The 25,501-nt window shown below is 37.4% G+C and carries 19 protein-coding genes; 10 read left to right on the top strand and 9 right to left on the bottom strand.

All coding sequences use genetic code 11. The features are described 5' to 3' along the window. Positions 1–90: 90 nt before the first annotated feature. Positions 91–1,455 (top strand): hypothetical protein, encoded by a 1,365-nt coding sequence (locus R7P80_RS01585; protein ID WP_020331495.1) that lies wholly within the window; start codon positions 91–93, stop codon positions 1,453–1,455. 49 nt (positions 1,456–1,504) lie between these two features. Here the strand turns inward: R7P80_RS01585 and R7P80_RS01580 are convergent, their stop codons facing one another. After that, the gene (locus R7P80_RS01580) at positions 1,505–3,742 is read right to left on the bottom strand and encodes an AAA family ATPase (protein ID WP_048515813.1); all 2,238 of its coding nucleotides are present in this window, start codon (positions 3,740–3,742) and stop codon (positions 1,505–1,507) included. 77 nt (positions 3,743–3,819) lie between these two features. On the opposite strand from R7P80_RS01580, the gene R7P80_RS01575 reads away from it, so the two are divergent. The 4 genes from R7P80_RS01575 to R7P80_RS01560 all read left to right on the top strand — a co-directional run bounded on the left by R7P80_RS01575 (position 3,820) and on the right by R7P80_RS01560 (position 7,811). Next, positions 3,820–4,437: a hypothetical protein gene (locus R7P80_RS01575; RefSeq protein ID WP_038129285.1), complete on the top strand. Its 618-nt coding sequence runs from the start codon at positions 3,820–3,822 to the stop codon at positions 4,435–4,437. Between the two features lie 7 nt (positions 4,438–4,444). Continuing rightward, the gene (locus R7P80_RS01570) at positions 4,445–6,328 is read left to right on the top strand and encodes a single-stranded-DNA-specific exonuclease RecJ (RefSeq protein ID WP_048515812.1); all 1,884 of its coding nucleotides are present in this window, start codon (positions 4,445–4,447) and stop codon (positions 6,326–6,328) included. A 126-nt stretch (positions 6,329–6,454) separates the two neighbouring features. Continuing rightward, positions 6,455–6,967 (top strand): ankyrin repeat domain-containing protein, encoded by a 513-nt coding sequence (locus tag R7P80_RS01565; RefSeq protein ID WP_038129288.1) that lies wholly within the window; start codon positions 6,455–6,457, stop codon positions 6,965–6,967. A gap of 13 nt (positions 6,968–6,980) precedes the next feature. Beyond that, the gene (locus tag R7P80_RS01560) at positions 6,981–7,811 is read left to right on the top strand and encodes a hypothetical protein (RefSeq protein ID WP_318096587.1); all 831 of its coding nucleotides are present in this window, start codon (positions 6,981–6,983) and stop codon (positions 7,809–7,811) included. A 72-nt stretch (positions 7,812–7,883) separates the two neighbouring features. Here the strand turns inward: R7P80_RS01560 and R7P80_RS01555 are convergent, their stop codons facing one another. Continuing rightward, positions 7,884–9,203 carry a thioredoxin fold domain-containing protein gene (locus R7P80_RS01555; protein WP_318096585.1) on the bottom strand — a complete coding sequence of 440 codons (1,320 nt, stop codon included), beginning with the start codon at positions 9,201–9,203 and terminating at the stop codon, positions 7,884–7,886. A gap of 92 nt (positions 9,204–9,295) precedes the next feature. Beyond that, the gene (gene rseP / locus R7P80_RS01550; RefSeq protein ID WP_318096583.1) at positions 9,296–10,678 is read right to left on the bottom strand and encodes an RIP metalloprotease RseP; all 1,383 of its coding nucleotides are present in this window, start codon (positions 10,676–10,678) and stop codon (positions 9,296–9,298) included. A 133-nt stretch (positions 10,679–10,811) separates the two neighbouring features. Between rseP and R7P80_RS01545 the strand changes: the two genes are divergently transcribed. Then, positions 10,812–12,362, top strand: coding sequence for a hypothetical protein (locus R7P80_RS01545; RefSeq protein WP_116921133.1), 1,551 nt, complete (start codon positions 10,812–10,814; stop codon positions 12,360–12,362). A 217-nt stretch (positions 12,363–12,579) separates the two neighbouring features. Here the strand turns inward: R7P80_RS01545 and dnaQ are convergent, their stop codons facing one another. After that, complete coding sequence (dnaQ, locus tag R7P80_RS01540; RefSeq protein WP_020331504.1) at positions 12,580–13,344, bottom strand: DNA polymerase III subunit epsilon; 765 nt, start codon at positions 13,342–13,344, stop codon at positions 12,580–12,582. Positions 13,345–13,398: 54 nt separating this feature from the next. Further along, the gene (dnaB, locus tag R7P80_RS01535; protein WP_267411139.1) at positions 13,399–14,823 is read right to left on the bottom strand and encodes a replicative DNA helicase; all 1,425 of its coding nucleotides are present in this window, start codon (positions 14,821–14,823) and stop codon (positions 13,399–13,401) included. Between the two features lie 149 nt (positions 14,824–14,972). On the opposite strand from dnaB, the gene dnaE reads away from it, so the two are divergent. Beyond that, a complete protein-coding gene (dnaE, locus tag R7P80_RS01530; RefSeq protein WP_052697526.1) occupies positions 14,973–18,626 on the top strand; it encodes a DNA polymerase III subunit alpha in 3,654 nt (1,217 codons plus the stop codon). A gap of 33 nt (positions 18,627–18,659) precedes the next feature. On the opposite strand, the gene R7P80_RS01525 is transcribed toward dnaE, so the two are convergent. Further along, positions 18,660–19,346, bottom strand: coding sequence for a hypothetical protein (locus tag R7P80_RS01525; RefSeq protein ID WP_053318319.1), 687 nt, complete (start codon positions 19,344–19,346; stop codon positions 18,660–18,662). 78 nt (positions 19,347–19,424) lie between these two features. Here R7P80_RS01525 and R7P80_RS01520 point away from each other — a divergent pair, with 78 nt between their 5' ends. Beyond that, the gene (locus tag R7P80_RS01520; RefSeq protein ID WP_318096580.1) at positions 19,425–20,450 is read left to right on the top strand and encodes a hypothetical protein; all 1,026 of its coding nucleotides are present in this window, start codon (positions 19,425–19,427) and stop codon (positions 20,448–20,450) included. A 40-nt stretch (positions 20,451–20,490) separates the two neighbouring features. Here R7P80_RS01520 and R7P80_RS01515 read toward each other — a convergent pair whose 3' ends face one another. After that, complete coding sequence (locus R7P80_RS01515; protein ID WP_020331510.1) at positions 20,491–20,847, bottom strand: HesB/IscA family protein; 357 nt, start codon at positions 20,845–20,847, stop codon at positions 20,491–20,493. A 115-nt stretch (positions 20,848–20,962) separates the two neighbouring features. On the opposite strand from R7P80_RS01515, the gene R7P80_RS01510 reads away from it, so the two are divergent. Together R7P80_RS01510 and R7P80_RS01505 are read left to right on the top strand one after the other, a co-directional pair. Next, positions 20,963–23,122 carry a DEAD/DEAH box helicase gene (locus R7P80_RS01510; protein ID WP_318096579.1) on the top strand — a complete coding sequence of 720 codons (2,160 nt, stop codon included), beginning with the start codon at positions 20,963–20,965 and terminating at the stop codon, positions 23,120–23,122. A 113-nt stretch (positions 23,123–23,235) separates the two neighbouring features. Further along, on the top strand, positions 23,236–24,333 hold the full coding sequence (locus R7P80_RS01505) for a hypothetical protein (protein ID WP_273981014.1): 1,098 nt from the start codon (positions 23,236–23,238) through the stop codon (positions 24,331–24,333). 28 nt (positions 24,334–24,361) lie between these two features. On the opposite strand, the gene R7P80_RS01500 is transcribed toward R7P80_RS01505, so the two are convergent. Further along, positions 24,362–24,781 (bottom strand): hypothetical protein, encoded by a 420-nt coding sequence (locus R7P80_RS01500; RefSeq protein ID WP_038129295.1) that lies wholly within the window; start codon positions 24,779–24,781, stop codon positions 24,362–24,364. Further along, positions 24,775–25,497 (bottom strand): hypothetical protein, encoded by a 723-nt coding sequence (locus tag R7P80_RS01495; protein WP_020331513.1) that lies wholly within the window; start codon positions 25,495–25,497, stop codon positions 24,775–24,777. The genes R7P80_RS01500 and R7P80_RS01495 overlap by 7 nt, the downstream gene beginning before the upstream one ends. Between the last annotated feature and the right edge of the window lie 4 nt (positions 25,498–25,501).

Below are 25,501 nucleotides of genomic sequence, written 5' to 3'. Positions count from 1 at the left end.
TTCCAATACATAAAAGTTGCGTTAGCTTTAACCATATTGTAGAATTCTGAATTAAATAAAAAGATAAAAACCAAAAATAAGGCTAAATAAATGAGTGCTCTAAAACAAGAAATCGGGTCTAATGTTACCCCTATAGTAGCATCTGAGCTTGCAGACTTGCAGAATAAGATCAATATCATGGACTGGTGGCATGTCTCTGAGATTGTCTCTAAAGCATGTTCGTTGCCTGAAGATCAATTGCTAAACCCAGAAGCATCTATCCCAGCAAGCTCTAAGGCTGGTCGCTTACAACATCAAACAATGCATCAGTTCATTACGCGCACAGGTTCTGCGCTTGGTCTGGCAATGGACTGGAATGAGTGGGCTGAAACCATTCAAGCGACAATGCTAAAAAAACGATACTCTATCCACTTAACAGACAAATCTCAGATTGTTAAACAGTTTAATGATATTAAAAACTTCATTGGTCGAGAGCCAATCAGTGAAGAAGAATATCATGTGGAACGAGACAATTTTTTTACTAATGTAAAGAACGAACTTCAAGCAAAGCATCGTCGTAACGTTAGTGAGCTTGAGAGCAAAGTTCAAACTTTAGAATTCCAAAGTCAAAATGCTGAAAGTGAAATCTCTAAACTTAATGAACTTCTTGATGCTACCAAACTAGCACACAAGCAGGAAATTCAAGATCTAGAAAAGCAGAAAGCAACTGCCCTTAAAGCAAATGAGATGTTGGCAGCAGAAAAGCTAAGTGAACAAAAAGCAGCTCTTGAGGCTCAACACTCTATCGTGATTGAAGAAATTAATAATAAATTACTTTTGGCAAATCATAAGCACCAAGAAGAAGTAGACAAGCTACAAGGTCAGATTCTTTCTCTAAAAGAAGACCATAAAGCTGAAATTGAGCGTATTCTAGGTGAATATGTTGCAATTAGTAAGCATCGTGAAGTTGAGCTTTCTCTGTCTAAAGAAAGAGAGAAAAGTCAGGCTATGCTATTAGAAGTTCAAAGCCTGAATGACAATAACAGTAAGCTTGAAATAACCAATCAAAGTCTGACTGAAAGCCTTGCTCAATATGAGCAGAAATCGATGTCTTTCAAAGCTCAGCTAGAGGAACTACAAGCCAAGATTGTTAGTGGTGAAATCTCAGCAACTGACATCTCCGCGCAAAAAATCCAAGAGATTGAAGCGCAAAATGCTGAGCTAATTGCTATGAAAGCTACATATGATGCTAAAGTAGATGAGCTATCTAAAGCTAATGAGCAAAAAGCAAAGAAAATCGGTTCATTAACAGCTAAGATTAAGAAGTACAAAAAAGCAATTAAAATGTATAGAACCATGCTGATTGAAACGCAAAAATCAAACACTGTGTTTAAGCTAACTACCGCAGCATTCTTAACTTCAAGTGTTGTACTAATCATACTCCAAGGCGTTAAATTACTTGCCTACGGTGGTTAATCGAAACAAAGAAAAGCGCATCCAATGATGCGCTTTTTTATTTGTCTTTTTATTGAAAAGGAACGCCAAGTTCTTCACTTTTGGCTGAGATCTCTTTGGACATTTTGAGATTCTTTTCAATGTTTTCTTTTATGCGATGAGAAAGGAACGAGATTCTTTCCTCTTGGTTTTCATCCTTAATACATTCCAAGAATGCATTCACATCACCAACAATAAACACCTGCTGTTTAGCCCTTGTTACTGCGGTATAGATAAGTTTTCTATTCAGCATTCTTTTGTTGCTTTTTGAAATAGGGATGATAATCGCGTCACACTCAGTACCTTGTGATTTGTGAATTGTCTTAGAGTAAGACAGCTCCATTTGACGACCAATTGATAGAGGTAATGCAACAGTTTCTCCATCGAATTCAATGCTTACTTTTTTCCCTTTGAAGTCGATATATTTAATTTCGCCAACCGCTCCATTAGGGATATTTTTATCTTTGATTCGCTTCGTGATAACGATTCTATCCCCTACCCTAAACTCTTTACCACCAAGCTTAGCATTGAACGAGTTGCGCCCTGGAGGGTTGAATATAGGCTTGAGCTTTTCATTCATCGTATTTACGCCGATAGGCGTTTCATATTGCGCAGACAGAACCTGAATCCTAGAGTGATCTATCCCAAGCTCACCAGGGATAAAGCCTTGACATAACTTAATTACCTTATCTTGTGTTTGGAAGTCATTCTCAGTAGGGATAACGTGCCATGAACCATGACGGTTCTGATTAAGCGCAGGCGTTTCCCCTTGATTGATAAGCATGGCGTTATCATTTATCTCTGAGTGCTCTCCAAAGCGAATTGGAGTTGTTAAGTAGCTTGTTTTTACCTGTTCTATTGAAATCAAATCTTCGATTACATTTCCAATCTCAACTGAAGGTAGCTGGTCTTTATCGCCTACTAAAATCAATCTTGTTGTAGATTTTAACGATTTAATCAATCTAGACAGACCGTATAGATCAAGCATTGATACTTCATCAACAATAATAACGTCTGCATCAACTTGCTTGTTTACCTTTGAATAGAACCCGCTATCCTGATTGAATCCTATTGCCTCATGCACAGTGAAGCAATCCTCTCCAATAGACTCGGACATTCTTTTTGCAGCTTGACTGGTAGGTGCCATACAAACAATTTTTTGAGTATTGTTAGACGCTTTTCTAATCAATCCCATGATTGCTTTAATTACAGTAGTCTTACCCCTACCAGGTCCCCCTGTAAGTATTGCTAATTTTGTTGATACACAATTTTTTACAGCAGTTCTTTGCTCATCAGTCAGAAAATCTTCATCAGGATCAAGATTTGAGTAGTCATCAATCTTATAGGATGTAAGGTAATCAGCAAGATGTTGAGCTGTCTCTTCTTCAAGCCTTGCGTGTAATTTGCTTTGAAGAACATCTCCAATCATATTGTAAATACCAACCCTCATATCACTTCTCATGTGATTTAGGATAAGGTGTGGGTTTACTCCTTCAGCTTTTACACTATCTAATAGATTTTTAGGGTAAATACCCGTAGAACCACCGCTAATTGACTGGTTATAAAAGAAGTCCACAATACTACTTAAGCGAGCATATGAATCTTCTTCCCAATACAGATTCTTAATATAGCTATCAATTGTAGAGATTGGGAAATAATCAATCAGTCTATAAGGATTTCTTGAAATCGCATTTAAAGCCCCGTGTGGGTGCTCATTGAAAATATCAAACAATTTAGCGATGTCATCATAAGAAAAGCCTAACTGCTTCATGAACTCAACATCATGGGCAATCATCTTTGCTTTTGACCAATCTCTCTTTACCGCTTGGATATCTAGTTTGAATCCATCATTTACAAGCTTCTCTGGCTCTTTTTCAAGAATAGGAATAATCCCTTTTCCATACTTAACTCCAATTTGTTGTGCATCTTTTGAATCAATTGATTCAAAGATTTTAGATTCTAAAATTTCTTGAATGTTTGGATTGGACTTTTCAAGAAAGTGAGCAGGGAAAATTGAATTAAACTCAAAATACTTAAAGCCATCATTGTTTTCTGAAACCTTGCCTCGAATAACAACGGTATCATCTACGCTAGGTGTGTAAAACGCCCTACCGCTCGTATGTATAATGAAGCTTTTACCGCTGCTCTCGAAATTTTCAGAAATAAAACTTTTAGATTTTTCATCTACAGGTTTTACTTTCAAAGAAATGTAAGAGTCATTTTTATTGATGTTATTATAGGAAATAACCTTTACCTTGATAAATGACATTACCCCGTACCTTTTTTCATTTATTGTTATGCTTATGACATTTTACTATAATTGGCAAAAAACGGTAAGGTGAAATAATGATAAAAAAAACACTTTTGGCATTTTTAGCTTTAAATGCCGCATTTTCAGCAAATGCAGATATCAACTTAAACAATAATATCAGTGATAAATACCCATTTATTGCTAGTGGAACGGGGGTGCTTGCTGAAAGCTCTGAGCATTTATGGATTAAATTTGATGATGAAACTTTCAAAAGAGCCACTAAGTTCACTACAAGTAATAACTATCGAAGAGAGCACAAAGCTTTAAAGGTAGAGGCTTTTGGTGTAAAATCAGAGAAATACAAATTTACTAAAAATCCAAAACTTAAAGAATACTGGGTTGAAGCCAATACTATTGCTAGCAATGCCATTGAAGGTAAATCGGTTGATGTATATTGCACATCAGTCACAACCAGCGGTATGCCTTCATGCATTATTTTTTCCAATCTTGTAAATGAAGACAATGAAGAAATACGCATGAACTATAACAGAGCTATCATAGAGTCAGGATTGTCAGTCTTTGAATATGATCCAGAGACGATTCAGCTTGGTAGCATGGAGAAAACCGTGATTTACGCTCAGGAAACAGCGAAAAAGAATGGTGTTGGTGTTTGGTCTCATTCTTTAGGTATTTTAGATATACAATTCGAGTAATTTAATAATGACTAAAAAATCAATCAAAGAAAGAACGCCACAAAGCGATGCCTTCCTACATGAAAACCCTGTTATAAACAGGGTTCTTCAGAATCGAGGTATTAAATCACTTGAAGAATTAGATTTAGACATAAAAAACCTATTAGACCCATTTCTGATCAAGGATATGGACAAAGCAACTGACAGCTTGATTGATCACTTAATGGAAGGAACAAACATCTGTATTGTTGGTGACTTCGACTGTGATGGGGCTACATCCACCAGCATCATGGCTGAAGGTTTGAAATTGTTAGGCTTTGAAAACGTGTCCTATATTGTTCCTGATAGGCAAAAACATGGATATGGCTTGACACCATCAATTGTTGATCTGGCTTATGAAACTAAAAAGCCAGATGTTATTGTTACAGTTGACTGCGGGATCTCTTCATTTGATGGCGCTGATAGAGTTTACGATCTTGGCATGGAGTTGATAATTACTGACCACCACTTGCAAGACAGTAGTGGTAAACTGCCTAAGTGTGAAGCTGCTGTTAACATCAATAGAAATGACTGCCCTTTTCCATCTAAAAACCTCGCGGGATGTGGTGTAGCTTTTTACCTAATGGTCGCATTAAGAAAGAAAATGCGTGATTACGGAATATTCCAACAAAGAGGTATGGCTGAGCCGAACCTTGGTCAGTTATTCGATTTAGTCTCCTTGGGTACTGTTGCTGACGTTGTTCCGTTAGATAGAAATAATAGAATTCTTGTTAAACTTGGTTTAGATAGAACCAAAAGAGGTTTGGCTAGAGAAGCAATCAACGAAGTATTTAAGCAAAAAAACAAAGACATTTTTAAAGTAAAATCTTCTGATTGGGGCTTTATGATGGGTCCAATTCTTAACTCTGCTGGTCGATTGGAGAATATGACCAAAGGTATTGAGATGCTACTAGACCGAAATCCAGGTCGTGTTACAGATCGAGTAAGTGAGCTGATTGAGTTAAATGAAACTCGTAAACAAATCGGTAGAGAAATGGAGCTTGATACTGAATGTATTCTAGATAACGAAGAAGTTAATATGGGTGTGGTAGTATTCCAACCTGATTGGCATGAAGGTGTGGTTGGAATCACAGCCTCGCGAGTAAAAGAAAAAGTCAATAGACCTGTTATCTGCTTAACAGAAACCCATGAGGCAAAAGCTGCTCGTGAAAAGTATGAGTTTGCTCTTGAGAACAATCACGATCCAAAAACTATTGCGCAACTAAAGGAAGAAATGGATAACAGCCTAATCAAAGGCTCAGCACGTTCCATTCCAGGTGTGCATGTTAGACATGTTATGGATCATATTAATACAGAAAACCCTGGGATGATTGCTAAGTTTGGTGGTCACGCAATGGCTGCTGGTATAAGCATTCCATACAATCAGTTTGAAGCTTTCAAAAAAGCTTTTGATAAAGCATGTGAAGAAGTCATTGAGCCTTATATGATTGAGGACTCTGTTGTTGTGGATATACATAACGTAGATCCTGCATACATTAGCTTAGAGACAGCAGAGCTTATCAACTCATTTGAACCTTGGGGGCAAAAATTTGAATCCCCTGTATTCTCTGGTCAATTTGTTGTTAGGGAATTTAAGCCTATAGGAAAAGAACAAAATCATCTTAAACTTGTTGTATCCCCTATAGGAAGTGATCACAGGTATGAAGCACTCTTATGGAATTGCTGCTCACCTAGTGAGCCTCCAAGAGTACAAGTAAATCATGTCATTGATAGTGTGTACACATTGGATATTAATGAGTGGCAAGGATTTAGAAGGGTTCAGTTGATGTTTAATTATATGTATGATGAAGAGTATGAATTGAACCTTCAAAGAGAAGCGAATATTTCAAAATCTTCAGAAATGGTTATCTAATAACAAGTTGCCAGATATAGGGTGGTTGTGACTTAGTCGCAACCACCCTTTTTAATATTTTTTTCTTATAAATAACAAGATTCCTGATATAATTTATATAAAAGAAACAAGTAAAGAATCTTCTTCATGAAAAGAATTAAATTAAGTCACAGTGAAAGAGCATTGTTCAAATGCGCTAAAGATAGAAATACAAAAAAATTCATTAGCATGTATATGAATAGCGAATTCGTGGAAAAAACAGTTTGCAATGATGATGGTGAATCACTACTTAACGTTGCAATAAAAAACAATGCTGTTGATATTGCTTTGCTTTTAGGTGATGACCCAGAGCTGATTAATATGCGTGATAAAAATGGGAACCCTCCTGCATTAGCTTTTAAATCTCATATTAATGAAAAGTTATTAAAAGGGCTTATTGATCGCGGTATGGACATTAATAAACGCTCCGTTATAATGACTGGAAGTAAAAAAGGACAAGAATGCGGAAACTTACTTCATCGTATCGCTCTTTTTGGTAATAAAGAGGATTTTGATTTAGCTCGTAAATACGGGGCGAATATCGAGAGCCGAAACTCTAAAGAAGAAAAGCCAAAAGATGTCCTGAAAAGACTAAATAAACTAGATGAATTTTCTCTTTAACAGGCAAAACAATATGAAAGCAAATAAATTAATCTTAGGTATTGCATTAGCTATTGGAACCATTCCATTCGCATCACATGCTAATGTCAAATTCGATGCTCAACCAGTTATCAGCGATAAAGTCACCGAGTTCCAATACCGTGTGGATCGTGATAGTAAAATAGACAAAATTAATGACAGCATTACTAGTGCTGGTGGAATGAAGCGTTTAGTGAAAGATGCTGATAACGGAGATGCAAAGAGTAAGTTTGTACTGTACGAGATGTACAAGTACGGAATCGTCTATAAGTCAGACTATCTGAAGGCTCACCAGCTTCTGCTCGAAGCTGTAGAAGCGAAGTTTGCTCCTGCTCTTATCGAGTACGCTTATTTCTTGATGGGGTATAGTGACGTTGATAAAACAACAAAAGGTCTTGCCGACCCTCATGACTCTCTGACTCAAGAAGAAAGAGAGCAATTGGCAATGAGCATGTTCCTTGATGGCGCTTATGTAGGCGACCCTGTAGCTCAATATGTTGTTGGTACTCACTACATCCTTGGTAAAGGCGTTGCTAAAGACCGTGATTTGGGTATGTTCTGGTTGAGTCAGTCCCAAGCAAATGGTTTTGAACCTGCTGAATCTGCCAGAATCAAGGTAGATAAGGCTCTAAACACTCTTATTAACTTCGAGCAGGTATCAACTGACGCGAAACTCGGAAAAGTTGATGCTATGGTTGATCTAGCTAAGTTTTACCTTTCAGACTATGAAGTTGAATTGAACAAAGAAAAAGCTCATAGATTACTAGTTACAGCTTCCAAGCTTGGTAGCGCTGGAGCAAAAGAGCTTTTAGAAACTCATTTCTAAAATATTTATTCATTCACTTTTAGTTAAATAAAAAGCAGATCATTATGATCTGCTTTTTTAGTTTTGTTTAGTCTACTTAAGCGCTTTCTTGGCAATGTATTTCCAGTTCAAGTACCCTTCCATAGTTTCACCATTACTCATGATGATTTTAGGAGTGCCTCTAACACCAATCATTTCACCGATAAGATAGTGCTCAAACACTGGGTTTTGAATATCACCCATAACCTCATCACCTTCAGCTCGATATCCTGCATACACATCATCAGCAGCTTTGTTTCTATCTTTGTTGTACCAGATGCTATCCATCAGGCGAACAGAGTGCTTGAGCTTATCGTCTTCAAGACCTAACCCCATATATCTTGGGTAAAATAGGTAATACACTGATATTCCATTTTTAGTGTAATCCTCCACTTCGCTATGCAGCTTTCTACAGAATGGACAAGTTGGATCAGTAAATATCACCATTGAGGCTTTTTCATTTTCAGCCTTGTAAACAACTGACCATCTATCACCAGCTTTTTCGACAAATTTCACTATAGCCTGGATCTGTTTCTTAGTTACTTCTGGTGAGAGTTCTTTACCGTCTTTATCAAACCCAATCTTAGGAATCACTTTGTCCTTGTATTTGATGTATGTGCGATAACTTGTAACGTCCTCAGGGTTAACGCGACCATTTAGGCTGTATTTAGCCATATCAGCACTAACTCTTTCACCCCCGTAGCCCTTTAGCTGCTCATCAATCACCTCCTGAGGTGTTTCATCTCTTGCTTCAGCCTTTTCTTGCTCAGAGCTATTTGTATGAATCGCTATTGATGATGCAGGAGCTATTGAAGCAATCTCCTTTTTAACGTCCGTTGAGTTCTTTAGCTTGTTAAGCTCATCCTTCAAGCTCGAACCTAAATTCATCTTTTCAGGTTTAGATGATTTATCTGTTGATACTGAAGCTGGAGCGCTTTTAATTGTTACAGTGTGACCTTTAAGCTCAGCTTCTTTTTTTAGGATATCTGAAACGATCTGTGTTTCATTCTTTTTGGTTTCAGAATTGTATATGTCACCACGGATAAACCTCCCAGAATCTGGATGGAAGTAAAACTGGTCAAACTCACTCATAACGAGATACAGACCTGGAATACTTGTTTTTGCTGCCGCGACTAGCGGTAGCTTTCCGCCTAACGCACTATCTAATTTTTTGTTAATTTCAGATAGTTCCATACTATTCAATGTAGAATACGCCTTACCCTCACCTACAGGCTGCTCTTTCCAAATTTTTAGATCAAGCAATGCTGGCGTATTAATGATCGTTATAGATGCTCCTAACATGAGAACACCTAACGCTACAGAGGAAAAGCCGAAACCTTTTTTCTTTTTTAGTTCTTTTTCTTCAGTTGACATAATAGGTTCTTTTATTATTGATATTTTATGAAATGATAAATTATTAGTTTTTATTTTTCAATTAAAAAGGCGCTCATTGAGCGCCTTTTATGTTAAAAGATGATTCTCATTATATCAGCTCCTAATCCAACAACCATCAATGTGGATACAAGAACTAGACCTGTAATGGTAAATGCCTTATCTACCATTTCTGGAACCTGCTTGCCTGTAATAGCTTCTACTGTGTAGCTAAACAAGTGACCGCCATCAAGGGGCTTTATTGGTAAAAGATTTAATACCATCAAATTAATGCTAAACATGGAAACAAAACCGATAAAGCTCATTAAACCAAATGATGCGGCTTTTTGGGCTGTATCTGCAATACCTATAGCGCCACTCAAAGAGGTAGGGCTTACATGACCAGTCACAAGCTTGTATAGAGTATTTATAATCAAGGTAGCGCCATCATATGTTCTCTCTAAACCTGTAATGATTGCATCTTTAACACCGACCTCTTTAACAATTAAGTGAGATTCGTCAATCTTTTGCATCATAGGAGCAACACCCAAGAAACCCGTCTTACCGTCTATTGGATTACCCTTTTCACCTAGTTCAACATTTAGAGTATGTAGCTGACCCTCTCGTTTAACAACAATTTCGACACTCTTAGCGGGTCTTACATTAACAATCTTTGATAATTCAAAGAAGTTCCCAACGCTAACACCATCAATTGAAACAACCTGATCTTCCTGCTTTAATCCTGCCTTTTCAGCGGGGCTATCCTTTAAAACCGCTCCAACAACATTCGTGTGGTTCTTGTACTGAGGTAAAATTCCGATGAAATATGAAAGATCTTTAACTTTTGAATCCAAAACCTTATCTTCCAAATCAATGTAGATCTCGCCTTTTCCTTTTACCTCTACATTTACTCGATTAGAGCCTATGGAACCAATGAATGCATGGTCAAGTTCTGTCCATGTTTCAACATTTGTTCCATTTACTGAAGTAATCACGTCACCCTTTTCAATAACCAAAGTTCCGTTTTCTTCATATTTAATGTCATTTGAAACATAGTCTACGATGGTTGATGGCATGGTCAATGTGCCGTATGAAATGACTGTAAAGCCAATAATAGCCATTATAAGGTTGAATATAGGTCCAAAAGCGACCACAAGAAATCTCTTCCATCTAGGAGCTTTGTCAAATGATCGATTTAAATCATCTTTACTGTATTGTTTTAAATCCTCAGCATCCATCTCTGTTGAATCCAGCATCTGAACGTAGCCACCAATAGGAAGCCAAGAAATAGAGTATCTAACACCGTCTTTACCTGTCCAACCGTAGGCTTCTTTTCCCATACCGATTGAGAATTTCAAGACTTTAATTCCAAGTTTCTTCGCAGTAATAAAATGCCCATATTCATGGAACCCTACAACTACGAAAATTAAGAGTGAGAAAAATACAATGGATTTTGAAATCAATAGTATATATTCCATTTTTTATTCCGTTTATTAATTAAGTTTCGTGAATTATCCAGACTTCAGTTATGAAAGTCAATCAAACTGGATGTTTTATCAGGTATAAAGTCATGGTATTATTACGTTAATAAAGATCAAATTGGTGTTACCCATGTGGGATTCATATACAAAAAAACTTGATATTACATTTCTTCCAACTTTGGCAAGTACCGACATTGTTACAAGAAGGGAAAGTTTACCTTGGAGTACTATTGTCTCTCTTTTTTCCAAGCATGACGTTAGAGACCATAAAGATGGCACAGCATTCATGCCTGTAAAGTTTAAGCCTGAATCTGATTGGATTTCAGAAAAGAAGGGAGACAAACCTGAACATTACAGGATTGACCAAAACGTTCAATCTATAACAATGGCGGTTTTTGACCTTGATGAAGAAGGTGCTATGGAGCAGGCTGAGAAAGCCTTTGCTGGTTTTGAATATATCATGTATTCAACACACAGCTATTCTAAAGAAACGCCTTACAAAGCACGTATTTTAGTTAAGCTCGATGAGCCAATTGATGCAAGCAATTGGAATGAGTTTTTGTGGGAGATTGCTCAAGCAATCAAAATCGATGAGATGTGTAAGAACTTATCCCGTAACTACTTGCTTCCTTCGATCAGCGTTGATGCTGGTATTGCTCCAATGTTTAAGCATAGCACTGGCAAATCTTTAACAATTAATGACGCGAAGAATATAGCTAAGAATTTCCCTAGAGAAATGTCGGATGATGAGCGTGAGTTCGTTGATAAGACTTTTGGAAAGGTTAGTACTACCTATGTGGAAAATGAACACTTCTCTGGCGCTAAAGTAAATCATTATGACAGGATCGGAAGCTCAAAAGATTATGATTACGAGTCTTTAGTAGAGCGACATGCCAAGCACATAAAAGAACTTGATATCAGCGATAAAAGACACGCCTTTGCGCGAGGCGTTACCGCTAGTGAAATTCTAGCTGGTGGAAAGCAGGTTGACTGGTACAACGTTGTTCAGTTTATTTATAGAACAACCAGAAGTCACGGTTCAAAATGGTTACAACACGGAAATACGCCTGATGAGCTTAATGATCTTATCCTAAACGGTTATAGAAAGTTTAAGAAGAACATCATTGATTCAGATCCAAGCTTTGTTCTTCAAATTAATAAAATTGTGAACGCAGCCAAAGAGCAAGCTGAAAAGTCTATGAGTTCTAATCAGTGGGTATTTAACGCTCCACCTAAGAAAAAGGACACCAAAAACATTGGTGAGGTTTTCGATAAGAACGCTTACACTTATGAAAAGCTGGTTGATAGACACAAGAACAACCTTTACAAGCTTCATGCTGAGGGTGATCTATTTGACTTTGTGATTTCTGTTTATGAACAGGAGCTTGATAGAAATGGAGAAAGGACAGACCTTAATACTGTTGGTCAATTTGCTCTATTTTCTTGTCTTAACTACATTAAAAAGACAAATAAAACTATCGATGAGTTTTCTTCTGATTTCGGTGTGATGCTGACAAAAGGCTTAGATATTGACTTTGGCGATCAGGTTCCTGTTAACAAAGTTCCTTTAATGAAGAAGTTTGTTAAGACATCGGTGTTCTTGGGATACCAATGCATGGTTGGAAATAAGAAGTGGGATTTGAAGCGTGAAAAGTCTCCTGACAACACCCCTTCAAGATAGGCTTTTATTTCAATAAATAAAATCCGTAATACAATAACAAAAAGCAGTGGGTCTATTAATAGATCCCCATTCTTTAAATTTCTAGGCTTGCAGCCGCATTTTTTAGCTTTATTTATCTTTGATAAGCATCTAAGCGATTGGGAGTTAAGAGTAGATTAAAAAACGTGGAGCATTAGCTCCACGTTTCGTAAACGGCTCTTCCTAAGATTGCGTTTTTTTATAGACCTAAAACAAAGGAAGATCCACCAGCGCTTTTATCGATTCTCTCTTTGAGCTTATTGTGCTCCAAAACTTCCGCTTCATTCGGAGTCACAACTTTCAGCTTCTCGTTTATAGACGGATCGAGGCGTTGGATATTTAAATTAGATGCTAGCTTAACTTTAGGTTTATCATTTGAGAGGATGTTGCCTTGATATTGCGTCATCATCAAATATACCTGAGCGGTCAAATCAGCATCTATCAAAGCTCCGTGAAGGTCACGACCACTTTTATCTACACCTAGTCGGTCACAGAGTGCATCAAGATTATTTCTTCGACCAGGGTATTTATTGGAAGCAAATTTGTAGGTACAGAATACAGGAATGTTTAACTCAGCTAACGTTGGAAAACCTGCATTTCTAAGCTCACTATCCAAGAATTTTGTATCGAACTCGGCGTTATGGATAACTAATGGTGAGCCGTTTACAAAATTGATAAACTTCTGAGCAATATCGTGAAATCTCTGACCAGGACAGCCTCTCTCTTTCAACTCTGCTTTTATTTCTTCCCAAGAGTAACCGTGTACTTCTTTCGCATCCTCTTCCACTTCTCTCTGAGGATCCATGAATTCGTGGAATGTTACACCTGTAACTTTTCGGTCAATGATTTCTACACAACCGATTTCAAAAATTCGGTTAAAAATGTTGTCATTCTCATCTCTCGGATGAAAACCAGTAGTCTCGGTATCGAGAACAATCATTCTGTTATTTGATAATTCTTCCATAGTTTTTGTCTTTTAATCTTTATTTAATTACATTTTATTAATTAATAGCAATAATTACAATGGAGACGTTGCAGAGTTTAGATCAAGAGGTTCTGCTGTTTTTAGGTAGTCTTCTACAGGATCGTTTTTTTCCGTCTCTGGAATATCAATAAAGCGTGAATATTGACCTTCAAACTTGACTTTTACTGTTCCAAGTGGTCCATTTCGCTGTTTACCAATGATAATCTCTGCAAACCCCTTGTCTTCTGAATCTGGGTTGTATACTTCATCTCTGTATACGAACAAAATTAAATCGGCATCCTGCTCGATAGCGCCTGAATCACGTAAGTCAGAGTTGATTGGTCTTTTATCCTGTCTGTTTTCAAGGTTTCGTGATAACTGGGATAAAACAATAATTGGAACCCCTAATTCACCTGCTAGATGCTTTAATTCTCGGCTTACCTCACCAATAGCATCAGCTTTGCTATTGTTTTCAGGTAATTTCATTAACTGTAAATAATCCAGCATGATTACAGATATTGGCGACTCTTCGTGAAGTTTTTTAGCTTCATTCACTATTTGCTGAATGTTCATCTTACCATCATCGATAACATGCGCATCCCACAGATCTACTTTTTCAATAGCAGCAGATAATCGCCCCTGCTCCAACTCATTTAATCTACCAGTTCGCAATGCTGTTTGGTTAATTGTACCAACTGATGCCCAGCTTCTTAGGAGTAGCTGATCACCAGGCATTTCGATACTGAACGTTAGAGTACGCTTACCTGTCGAAGCTATGTTGTCCATAATGTTACAGGCAAGGGTTGTTTTACCCATTGAAGGTCGCCCTGCAATTATGATTAAGTCAGAATCTTGAAGACCACAAGTAAGCTCATCAAGCTCTTTGTATCCCGTCGATAAACCCGTTACCGTTGAGCCTGATTCAGCGTTCTTCTTCATTTTTTCAAGAAGACCGCGTTTCATATCCTTATAGGTTCGTGAAGCAACTTCTTTAGTTCTTGTTCCTTCAATTTGTTCAGCAACTTTCTTTTGCTGAACAAGCATTTCATCAAGGGATATTTGACCAAGAGAGACTTGCTCTTGTAATTTGTCATATTCCTTGATTATTTTTCGCTTACCCCACAACTCAATGATGGTTTCAACGTAATCGTTTAACTTTGATTGACTTAACTCTTGGAAACCTTCGAAGTACTCTTCAATACCCTCTTCATCAAACTCTTCAGTGCATTCAGCAAGCAACTGTGCTCGCATGATAGCATCATCTGGAGAACAGCCTTTTTTATGTAAATTAATAATTTGTTTAAAAGCAGCTCTGTTGCTCGGTTCATAAAAATATGATGGTTTCAATCTTTCAAGTGCTTTGTAGTAAGCCTTTGATTTTGGCTTATCAGCTTCCTGATCTGTGTTTTCATCCAGAATCAAAGCACCGATTATCGCATACTCAATTTCATCCGAGTACAAATCGTTTAAATCATTCATTTTTTATTCAGTATTTATTTGTGTTTGTGTTGATTGCAGGATACTAGCAAAGTTGTAGTGCTGCTTCAACAAGATTATGGCATTGCATGGGGTGTGGAAAGCAATGTATAATATGGGGAATATTATAGACATTAAAAAAGAATCAATAAATGAAAGATACGCAATTTGTTCATCTTGGCGTTCATAGCCAATTCTCACTTTACGATTCCCTTATCAAGGTCGATCAATTAGTGAAGAAAGCTGTTGAATGCAACATGTCTGCGATTTCCATTTCGGACGATAGCAACATGTTTGCTGCCGTTAGCTTCTACCAAAAAGCTATGGCTGCTGGCATCAAACCTATCATCAGCTCAGAGATCACTGTTTCTTACGGAAACTCGTTTGGCAAACTGACCTTAATTTCTATGAATACTAAGGGATATAAAAATCTGATCAAAATCATAAGTGATGCTTATGATAGAGGAAGACCTTCTGATGATGATTTACCTGTAATCCCTTATGAATATGTAAAAGAAAACTGTGATAATTTGATTGTCCTTAGCGGTGCCAACGAAGGAATTATTGGTCGTTCCATCTTGTCAGGCAACATGGATATGGCGAAGAAATTCATAATTCAGCTTCGCGAAGATTTTGGAGACCGTTTTTACATTGAGCTTCAGAGAACAGGTAACTTCCAAGACAATCAGTACGTCTCCACCGCAGTTAAACTAGCTACACTAGCTGGCATTCCAGTTGTTGCCACAAACAAAGTCAGATTTATTGATGATCATCAATTCCCTGCTCATGAGGTTAGAGTAGCTGACTCACTAGGTATTACTGTATCAGAAGTTAGAGATAAGTACGGCGATAAGTACACACCGCACCAATACTTCAAATCGTCTGAAGAAATGGCTGAGTTGTTCAGTGATATTCCTTCGGCTATCGAGAATACCGTTCATATCGCGAACCGTTGCTCGGTTGATATTGAATTATACAAGAACTACCTACCTGTATTCCCTACTCCAAACGGTGAAACGGAATCAGAATACCTAAAAAACCTATCATACGAAGGGCTGATGTTGCGACTTAAGCAAAATTATCCTGAAAAGCTTAATGATGCTGAATTCGTCAAAACATATACGGACAGACTAGATTTTGAATTAAATACAATCATTCAGATGGGATTTCCTGGTTACTTCTTGATTGTTGGTGACTTCATTCAATGGAGTAAAGATAATGACATTCCAGTCGGTCCAGGTCGCGGTTCGGGTGCAGGATCACTTGTAGCTTACGCATTAAAAATCACTGACTTAGACCCTTTGCCGTATGATTTGCTATTCGAAAGATTCTTGAACCCAGAACGCGTATCCATGCCAGACTTTGATGTCGATTTTTGTATGGATAAGCGTGATAGGGTTATTCAATACTGTGCAAACAAATACGGTCATAAAGCAGTATCTCAGATTATTACATTTGGCACCTTGGCTGCAAAAGCAGCAGTAAAATCAGCAGCACGTACAATGGGCTATCCATACGGCGTTGCAGATAGATTATCAAAAGCCATTCCAAATGAACCAGGCATCAAATTAAGTAAAGCACTAGAGGTCAGTCTTGATTTGAATGCCTTATACGGAAGCGATCTAGATGCCAAGAAGATTATTGATTTTGCTCTTCAAATTGAAGGTCTATCAAGACAAACAGGTAAACACGCTGGTGGTGTATTAATCAGCCCTACCACACTTACTGATTTCACTCCAACTTACTGTTTAGCAGATGGTACTGGTTATGTAAGTCAATTTGATAAAAATGACGTAGAGACAGCAGGTCTTGTTAAGTTCGACTTTTTGGGTCTTAAGACGCTTACTATTATTGATAATGCAATTAAGGCAGTAAATAAGGAACGCGCTGCTGAAGGCTTGCCTCCAATTAACATTGAGCAAATTCCGCTAGATGACCCTGCTGTTTACGAGATGTATCAAAAGGGTGAAACAACTGCTGTATTCCAAGTGGAATCACGAGGCATGAAAGAGCTTCTAAAACGTCTAAAACCTGACCGATTTGAGGATTTAATCGCTCTAGTGGCGCTTTTCCGTCCAGGTCCTTTACAATCAGGCATGGTTGATAACTTTATTGACCGTAAGCACGGACGTGAAGAAATAAGCTATCCAGACGTTAATTATCAACACCCTTCTCTGAAAGAAGTTCTTGAGCCTACGTATGGGATCATCCTTTATCAAGAACAGGTAATGAAAATTGCTCAGGTTCTGGCGGGATACACTCTTGGTGGCGCTGACATGCTTCGTCGTGCAATGGGTAAAAAGAAACCTGAAGAAATGGCTAAGCAGCGTGAAGTATTTAAACAAGGTGCGATTGATAATGGTATAGATGGCGATTTATCTATGAAAATCTTCGACCTAGTAGAGAAGTTTGCTGGTTACGGATTCAACAAATCTCACTCTGCTGCATACGCTCTTGTTTCTTATCAAACAGCGTGGTTAAAAACACACTACCCTGCTGCGTTCATGGCATCAGTTTTATCTGCTGATTCTGATAGCATGGAAAAAGTAGTTAACTTTGCGGAAGAAGCTAAACGAATGGGTGTTCAGATTATTCCACCAAGCGTGAATAAGTCTGAAAAAGCCTTTGTAAGCGAAGGTAACGACAAAATCTACTTCGGGTTAAGCGCTATCAAGAGTTTTGGTGATGCTGCTATTAATGATTTAATCAGCAAACGCCATGAGCCTTTCAAAGACATATTCGATTTCAAAGAAAAATGTGGACTAAACAAAAACGCTTTCGCTTCATGTATTAGAGCTGGTCTTTTTGATGAGTTTGGCTTCAACAGAAGAACGTTGCTTGAAAATGTGGACGTTATTGTTAAGTACGGTAAACAAAACAATTCGGAAGCAGCAAAACATCAATTATCTTTACTTGATGAATCCATCCAAGACTCAGGAATTTTAATTGAAAAAGAAGAAATGAGTCATAGAGAAAGACTTATCGGAGAGATTCAAACATTAGGGTTGAGTGTTTCTGGACACTTACTAGATGACTACAAGGAAGATTGTAGATTGCTTTCCACAGGAAAGCTTGCAGATCTGGCTGAAATCTCGATGGAGTCCTCAGCAGATTCAGAAGATGACTCTCAATCAATTTGGCGAGATAAGGTGATCAGTACGCTTTGTGTAATCAATACGACTGATATTAGAACGGGTAAAACAGGTCAAAGAGCACTTCTTACTATTGATGATGGCTCAAGACAGTTGGATTGTGTTGTGTTCAACAATTCATTCCATAAATCTCAACAGTACATCTATGACCATAATATTGTTTACATCAAAGGTAAGCTGGTTATGGATAAGAAAACTGAAAGCCATAAGCTGATAGCCTTTGAGGTTGAATCACTTGACTCTCTTAGAGAGAAAAGAATTGATTCCGTATCTATTAAGCTTGATAGTACAAAACTACCTAAACAAGAAATTCAGGCTAAGCTACAAAAACTTAATGAGTTTTTGAAACATCAACCTGAAGGTGGCTGTGGTCTCCGTGCGATATACATAAAGAGTGAGAGTGAATCCTCGGAGTTGTCTATTGGTAGTAAAAAGTATCGTTATGATGATGAGCTTTCCGCTGCACTTACTAATATCTTTGGTAAAGACAGTGTTATCATCAACTATAAGAGTGATGAAAAGAAAACCAATAAAACACCAGCGAGAAACGTTGAAGCTACGAAAGAAGAGCTTGAAGAAGGTGCTCGTACACGACCTGAAAGACATAAGAATATTGCAAGGCTGTTAGATCAGGCTATGATGGTTATGTCCTAAAAGAGAACCCCATATCTAAGATATGGGGTTTTTTTATAATGTAAATAAAAGCCATTTATCTCTAATTCGCTCTAAAATTGATTCTTCGATTTTCATGGTTAACTGAAAGTCATTATTGAACAATCGGATCAGGTCTTGTTTTCCTTTCTTTACACAGAAATCCCTTACCTTTCTCTCTTTTTGTGGAGTGAGAAATTGCCTAATTGGATACTCTAAACATTGATATGTAAGACTATCTAGTTCATTGTCGTAATTTGCATTAAACTTTTTAATAACATAATTGGTTTCATCTTGTGATAAATTTCGACAATCAACAATTAAATACCCATCGACAATATATTTCCCATCTTCTTGTTTTTTATTAAACACTTCTAAGGACGCGCTTTCGATAGCATCCAGCAAGTGGTCAAGCTCCATACGGTTTGGTTCTATATTTGTAAACTGCACTTTATTAGAAGCAAAATAGAAAATCTCTTGGCATTTGTCTTCAAGAGCATCTTTTGAAGGTAAGTAACTTTCTTTTTGGCAGTCAACAAGGTATTCAAGGAGTAATTTATTGAATAGAACATGGCTCTTTTTCATGTTGCCATTCTTATCTGTCAGCATTTGATCTACGAATTTCATTTGGTTATACATAGCTAACCAGGAATTGTTCAAATACCTCTCTCCTGTACTAAGTATCTTTTTTCTTTTTTTTCTAGGTGGCTTACTTCTAGGCATGTTTTTTACCAACTTAATTATTGACTTGAATTGATTTCATTGTTAAATTTAATCCTAATAATAATATAGGAATAAACAATGAATAACAAGAATACAAACATTAAGATAGCTTCATTGATTGAAGACGTTTTTACCAATTGTGATATTAAAGAAAGAGATAAATATATAGTAAAAAAATATCACCACCTAGACGGCGAAAGTATAAAAATGAAAGAGCTTGGTGAAGAGTTTGGTATTACAAAAGAAGCGGTTAGGATTATTCTAGAGAAGAACAAGCTAAAAGTCGAATCAGCAGCGGGTTCTGTTGCCCATATCTTTGATGACCTATGTAAAGAAACTATTAAACAAACTCCTATTGGCTTTGAAAGACTCAAAGAATCAATGCTTCAAAAAGGGTTTGATCTTGAAGGTTTGAATGAAAAGTCTTTTGTTTCTTGCATATCCATGTTTTCAAGAAAAAATAAAGACTCACTTTGCATTCAACAAGTAGGTAGCGGATTCATCATTTGTGATAGCAATAAGCGAGGATTGGTTATTGAGATTGAGAAACAGTCCCGTAACGAAAGCTCAAAAAATGGATATGTAAACACTACCGAACTATCGAAAAAACTTGGAAAAGCCAAAATCTCAGTAAAAACTCAAAGTATTATTGATATTCTTAACTGTATTGATGGTGCCGCTTGGATCAGCAAGAGAAATGTAACTTTTATCGATTCGAGAAATAAGGTACTAACGAGAGTTAAGAAGATTGCTGCATTTCGTTCAGAGGTTAACATCAAGAGAGCTTGCGATGCCATAAATCAATCTATCTCGCATAGAGATAGAAGCTTTAAAGACCTAGAGCCTAGTGTTCTAGTTAAAATTATAAAGCTATGTATTGATTGTAAAGTAAGCAGTACAGATATTATTTTCAATGATAAACCTACTGTTTCTTTCAGTGAAATTGAAAGTGATATTTACTCACTTCTTCAAAGCTCTGGCGAGCTTGAGCTTATGGATATCGAAGAAAAGATATCAAACAAGTACACAAAAGCCGCAATCTATCAGGCTTGCTCTTTAAGCCCTCTCATAGTAAAAAACAAGAAAACATATAGTATTGTATAAAAAAAATGCCTCCGTAAGGAGGCATTAATTTTGTCGCTTTTTAAATCGAGAAACTTTCACCGCAACCGCACGTTGAAGATGCGTTAGGGTTGTCTTTTATCATAAATCCAGATTGAAGAAGTGAATCGTTAAAATCTAGAGTTGCACCTTCAATGTAGTTCCACGACATCATATCCACTAGAAAGGGGATTCCCTCGATCTCAAAGTTGTAGTCAATATCCCTTTCTGATTCCATTTCTTCTAACGCCATTTCATATCGGAATCCGCTACAACCACCACCAGCAACTGCAAGCCTGAATCCCAGAGGGAATTCACAATCGTCCTTCGCGCTATCTAAATGTTCTTTAATTTTTTCTTTCGCTATACTTGTGACTTTTAGATCATATTGTTCATTCATTTATTTCACCATTATTTATTTATTTATATTTTAGAGGTCATATGCCCCTGTGTTATTTGACAATTTTAATTTAAAATGTAAAATAAATAAACCATAAAAAAGAAAAAAATGAACAATGAAAGTTGAAGATATTAGCGCCAGATTTCTAACCAATGTAAAAAAAATTGGTATAGAACGAATGGAGGAACTTTTACTGTACCTCCCAACAAAATACAAAGATTTCAGCGTGGTTGCGCCATCAGTAACCCACATGTTAGGTATGCCTGACACTCACCTGTTTAAGCTGAAACTTCTTTCTATGCCAGAACGAAACAACCAAAAAAAATACACAAAACTATTTGTTTCTGATGGTTACACTAACCTTTCTATCTTTTTCTTCCATAATTCAAATCGCATTTCAGAATTGAATAAAGGCGATATTATTTATGTAGAAGGAAAGGCTGAGCAAAAGGGTAAGTACATAAATATTTCAAACCCTGAATTGGTTGAAGGGTATGATTTGGGTAAGGTTGTTCCAATCTACAAGGGTGAAAAAGGGGTTGTCTCTCCTTTTACAATTGCTCAAAACATAAAAATCATGCTTCAAAATCACTTTGACATGTTCGTGGATTTTGTTCGTGAAGAATACAATGTGACTGACCAGGACATTCAAATGTTCAGCAACAAATTCACTAATCTATATGATGTATTTAACGCAATTCATAATCCAAGTAGCGTTGAAGAATCTGAAGCCGCGATGAGCATTATTAAGGTTATTAATGCTAAAACTGCGTTAAAAACAGCCCTATCTAGTAGCCAGCCAGAACGAAATGAAAGATCTAGGATTTCATTTGAAGTTAATGAGATCACTAGGTGTCTAAAAATGCTTCCTTACAACCTTACTCCAAGCCAAAAGCGTTCTGTTTGGGATATTTGTAAAGACTTAAATTCAGACTACCCAATGGATCGATTGTTATCAGGTGACGTTGGTTTCGGTAAAACACTAACTTACGCGATTCCTGCTGTTTGTGCGCACCGTAGTGATTCTTCGGTTGTTATTCTTACACCTAATACCTTACTTGCTATTCAGATTGCTGATGAGATCAGAGAAACATTCAATGTTGATGGTGTCAAACTAGTTATTAGTGATGATGAGCCTAGACCAACTGAAGAAGAGTTAAAACAAAAACCAATAATTGTTGGTACATCTGCAATCCTTCACTGGTTGGATGCTTATGAAGGTGAGTATGTTGTTGATTTCTTGATTGTCGATGAGCAGCAGAAGCTAGGTAGCCAACAAAAAGTATGCATTATGAGTGAGCACACTAACTTCCTAGAAGCTACAGCTACCTCTATTCCTCGTACAACAGCTTTGGTTATTTACGGTAATAAAAAAGTTTCCTACCTTACAGAGTGTCCTGTTGAGAAAAATATCCGTACAGCTATTGTAGGTAAAGAGCATCAAAAACAAGTAATGAATACTCTGAGGAAAATTGTTGAGAAAGAGAAAAAACAAATTGCGGTGCTCTATCCTGTAAGGGAAAAAGACTATTCGATTTTTGATCTCAATTTAAAAGGTCAACCTATCGAAGGTAAAATACTTGAATTGCTTTCGGAATGTACTCGTGATGGTGTTAAGAGCGAAATTCCATACATTCAGGTACTATTAAGAAAAGCTGAGAAAACCAAGTTCGACAAGCTTCTTAAAATGAATAAAATCGATATTGATATTATTGAAAGAGAAGACCTTGAAGATCATGAAGAAAACAAGCGTAATGTTGAATCAGCTTATCTAATGTGGGATAAGATTTATCCAGGTCGAGTCGTTAAGATTCATGGTGGCTTATCGGCTGAAGAGAAGAGCAAAGCTCTTCAGATAGCGAAAGATGGTCTTTGTGATGTCATCATTACAACCTCTGTGATTGAGATCGGTCTTACTGTACCTGATTTGATGGGATTATACGTTAAAGATGCTGATAGGTACGGCGCATCAACGTTACACCAATTTAGAGGGCGCGTATCACGTAAAGGTGGTAAGGGTATCTTCTTGATGGGCGTTGATAAATTCACGAACGAAATGTCTGAGAAAAGCCGAAACCGATTGGAGCTTCTGGTTAGATTCGAAAAGGGTTACGACATAGCTGAAGAAGACATGAGACAGCGTGGATTTGGTGATTTGGAGAAAGCTGGTAAAGTCCAGTCTGGTAATCTAGATGGCATGTTTAAAGGTGTGAAAGTAACACCTGATGATGTTGACCAGCTAATCAAAATGACAGGTCTACAAAAGGCAGCGTAAGCTGCCTTTTTTGTTAATTTATGAGATAAATTCTACTTCAGTTAAAAAATGCTATTATTTATTATATATTTGATATAATATTGCTCGCGTCGATTTAAGTGTGGAGAATACATATGACTGAATCAACTCAGACGAAAACGCAGGGTAGACCGAAAAAGACCGCTTTAGAAATTGCTGCTAAAGAGTTATCTGATTCTAGGACTGCTTACCTTGAGGCTAAAGCAGCAATCGATTTCGAGCTTGATTTGGATAACTGTGAGACCAAGGAAGAGTCTGAATCGATTCTAAATCTGTTCAATGCAAGAACTAAGCTTGCTGTTGAAGTTGATAACTTATCGACTCAGATTCGCGCACTTAAAGCTGAGCTTAAAGCGATCTCTAACAAGAAGTCAGCTAAGGCACTTGAAATTAAAGCTAAAATCAAGTCACTAACTGAAAGAAAAGAAGGGTTAAGTGAAGACCTAGCGGATCTTCCGCCTGTTGGTATGTCTCTTGATGATTGGGATGAGTTTCAAGAGGCACAAAAAGACCTAAAGCGTAAACCAGGCAAGTCACCACTTCCGATTGAGCTTGTTTTTTACCGAGCAAAACAACGGCTTGGTGCGGCTCAGAAGGAATACAGAAAAGAAGAAAAAGCAGCAGGCATTCCTCCGCGTAACTTTGAAGAAGTTATTAAGGAAGAGCTTTCTAATCGTAAGTTGTCGGGCGGTCCCGCTCGAAAACTAGACAATTTAGGTAAGCTTGACAAAGACTTACTGCTACTACTTCGCAAGCAGGAAGAAATTGTTCACGCTATCAATAACCCTGTTGACGAGCCAGAACGCGCTAATAAGCAAGGTCGCAAGAAAACACCTCTAAGTCAGAAGCTTAAGCAGGTAGAGTCTCAAATTAAAGAGACTAGAGATGCCATTGCTAGAGCAGAAGCGGCTATGGATCCACTCAAGCTAATCGACGTTCAGATTAGACGTATTCAAGTAGCTCAGCGAATCTTGAGAAAGAAAGCTAAGGACATTGGATATGCTGATATTTCAGACTTGCCAAGGTCACATGAAATCTCAATTGAGTTTAATAAGTCTGAAGCTAACATTCTCGACTTGAAACGCGCCAAGCTCGATTACGAGGTTGAGGCTAAATCTAGTGATGCTAAAGCCAATCTCATGAACAAGATCCAAGGTATTAAAGTTACCTACGAAGAAAAGAAAATTATCTAATAATAAAGCGGGGATATGCCCCGCTTTTTTATAGCTTTTTCTTCGCCTTTGCCTTGGGAATGTACTCATCGTACATAACCCCTCCCCTATAGAAACTAGTCCAGTATTTAGCTCTAAACAGCGTTTTAATAGGAAGGTCTTTCACATAGAGGTTCAATATGCTTGATGAGAAATACAGTGAAATGTATGAAACAACCACATAAACAATCAGCATAGTCAATGATGCACTTTTGATGTATCCACCACTTGTAATGACAGTGGAAACCATACCCCACACATTAAAGTCATCACTTTGCACCGCATTTAGTATCATCGCATCAGTCGCATTTGATGCCAATAAAATAGATATACTTGCGCTTACCGATGCTATTGCGGACACAACCACCCACAGTAACAAAAGGTATCTAATAAACACATTCTTCTCTGAATCAAGAAAGTCTCTTACCATTCTAATTTACCCCAGTTCTTTTCTTTTGCATGATTTTGGAACTCTCTTTCTATACGAGCAATGTCATCCTGGCTGTAGCCATCAAGACCAAACCCTTTAACCAAGCCCTTATCTTGTTTTGGCTCAGAGTACTCTACTAATGCCTCTCTTTGACGAGGCGTGTATACAGCGTCACAGAACTCTTTACCATACTTATCAACGCAGGACATTAGATCTTCAGTAACTGAATACACCTTGTCTCCAGACATTACCGATTTAACCACGCTATCGATTTGATTGTTGATGCTATCGAGATGCTCAGGAGTTTTTTGATCATAAAACGATTGTGCATCAGCCATAAATTGCTTTCGCTCAACATCCTCAGGCGTATCCATCTTTGAAATAAGAGTCAGCTTCGATAATCCGTTTTGTATGTTGTTCATAAACAGAGACGCTTGCTGATCGATATTTATCTGACCTGTCGATACCTTACTTGTGGAAGCGATTAAGTCCACGCTGCTAGAAAGCCCTAGTGATTTCAATTCACATAGATAAGCGCCCATGTTATCGCCTTTATCTACGAACTCTCCCTGAAGGTCTGAGAGCCTAGAAACAGTCTCTGAAACACTTCCCCTATATTCATTCAGCGTTTCTTGAGAAAAGTTGTCTGAAGTCGTTTTGGAGTAAATATCAGAAACAATATTTTTAATTGATTTAAAAGCTGGGTTATTACTCATCTTT

Origin of the sequence: Vibrio sp. 2092 (genome assembly GCF_033339635.1) — a bacterium.
In the GTDB taxonomy this organism is placed as follows: Bacteria; Pseudomonadota; Gammaproteobacteria; order Enterobacterales; family Vibrionaceae; genus Vibrio; species Vibrio alginolyticus.
This window is presented reverse-complemented; position numbering and strand designations above follow the sequence as displayed.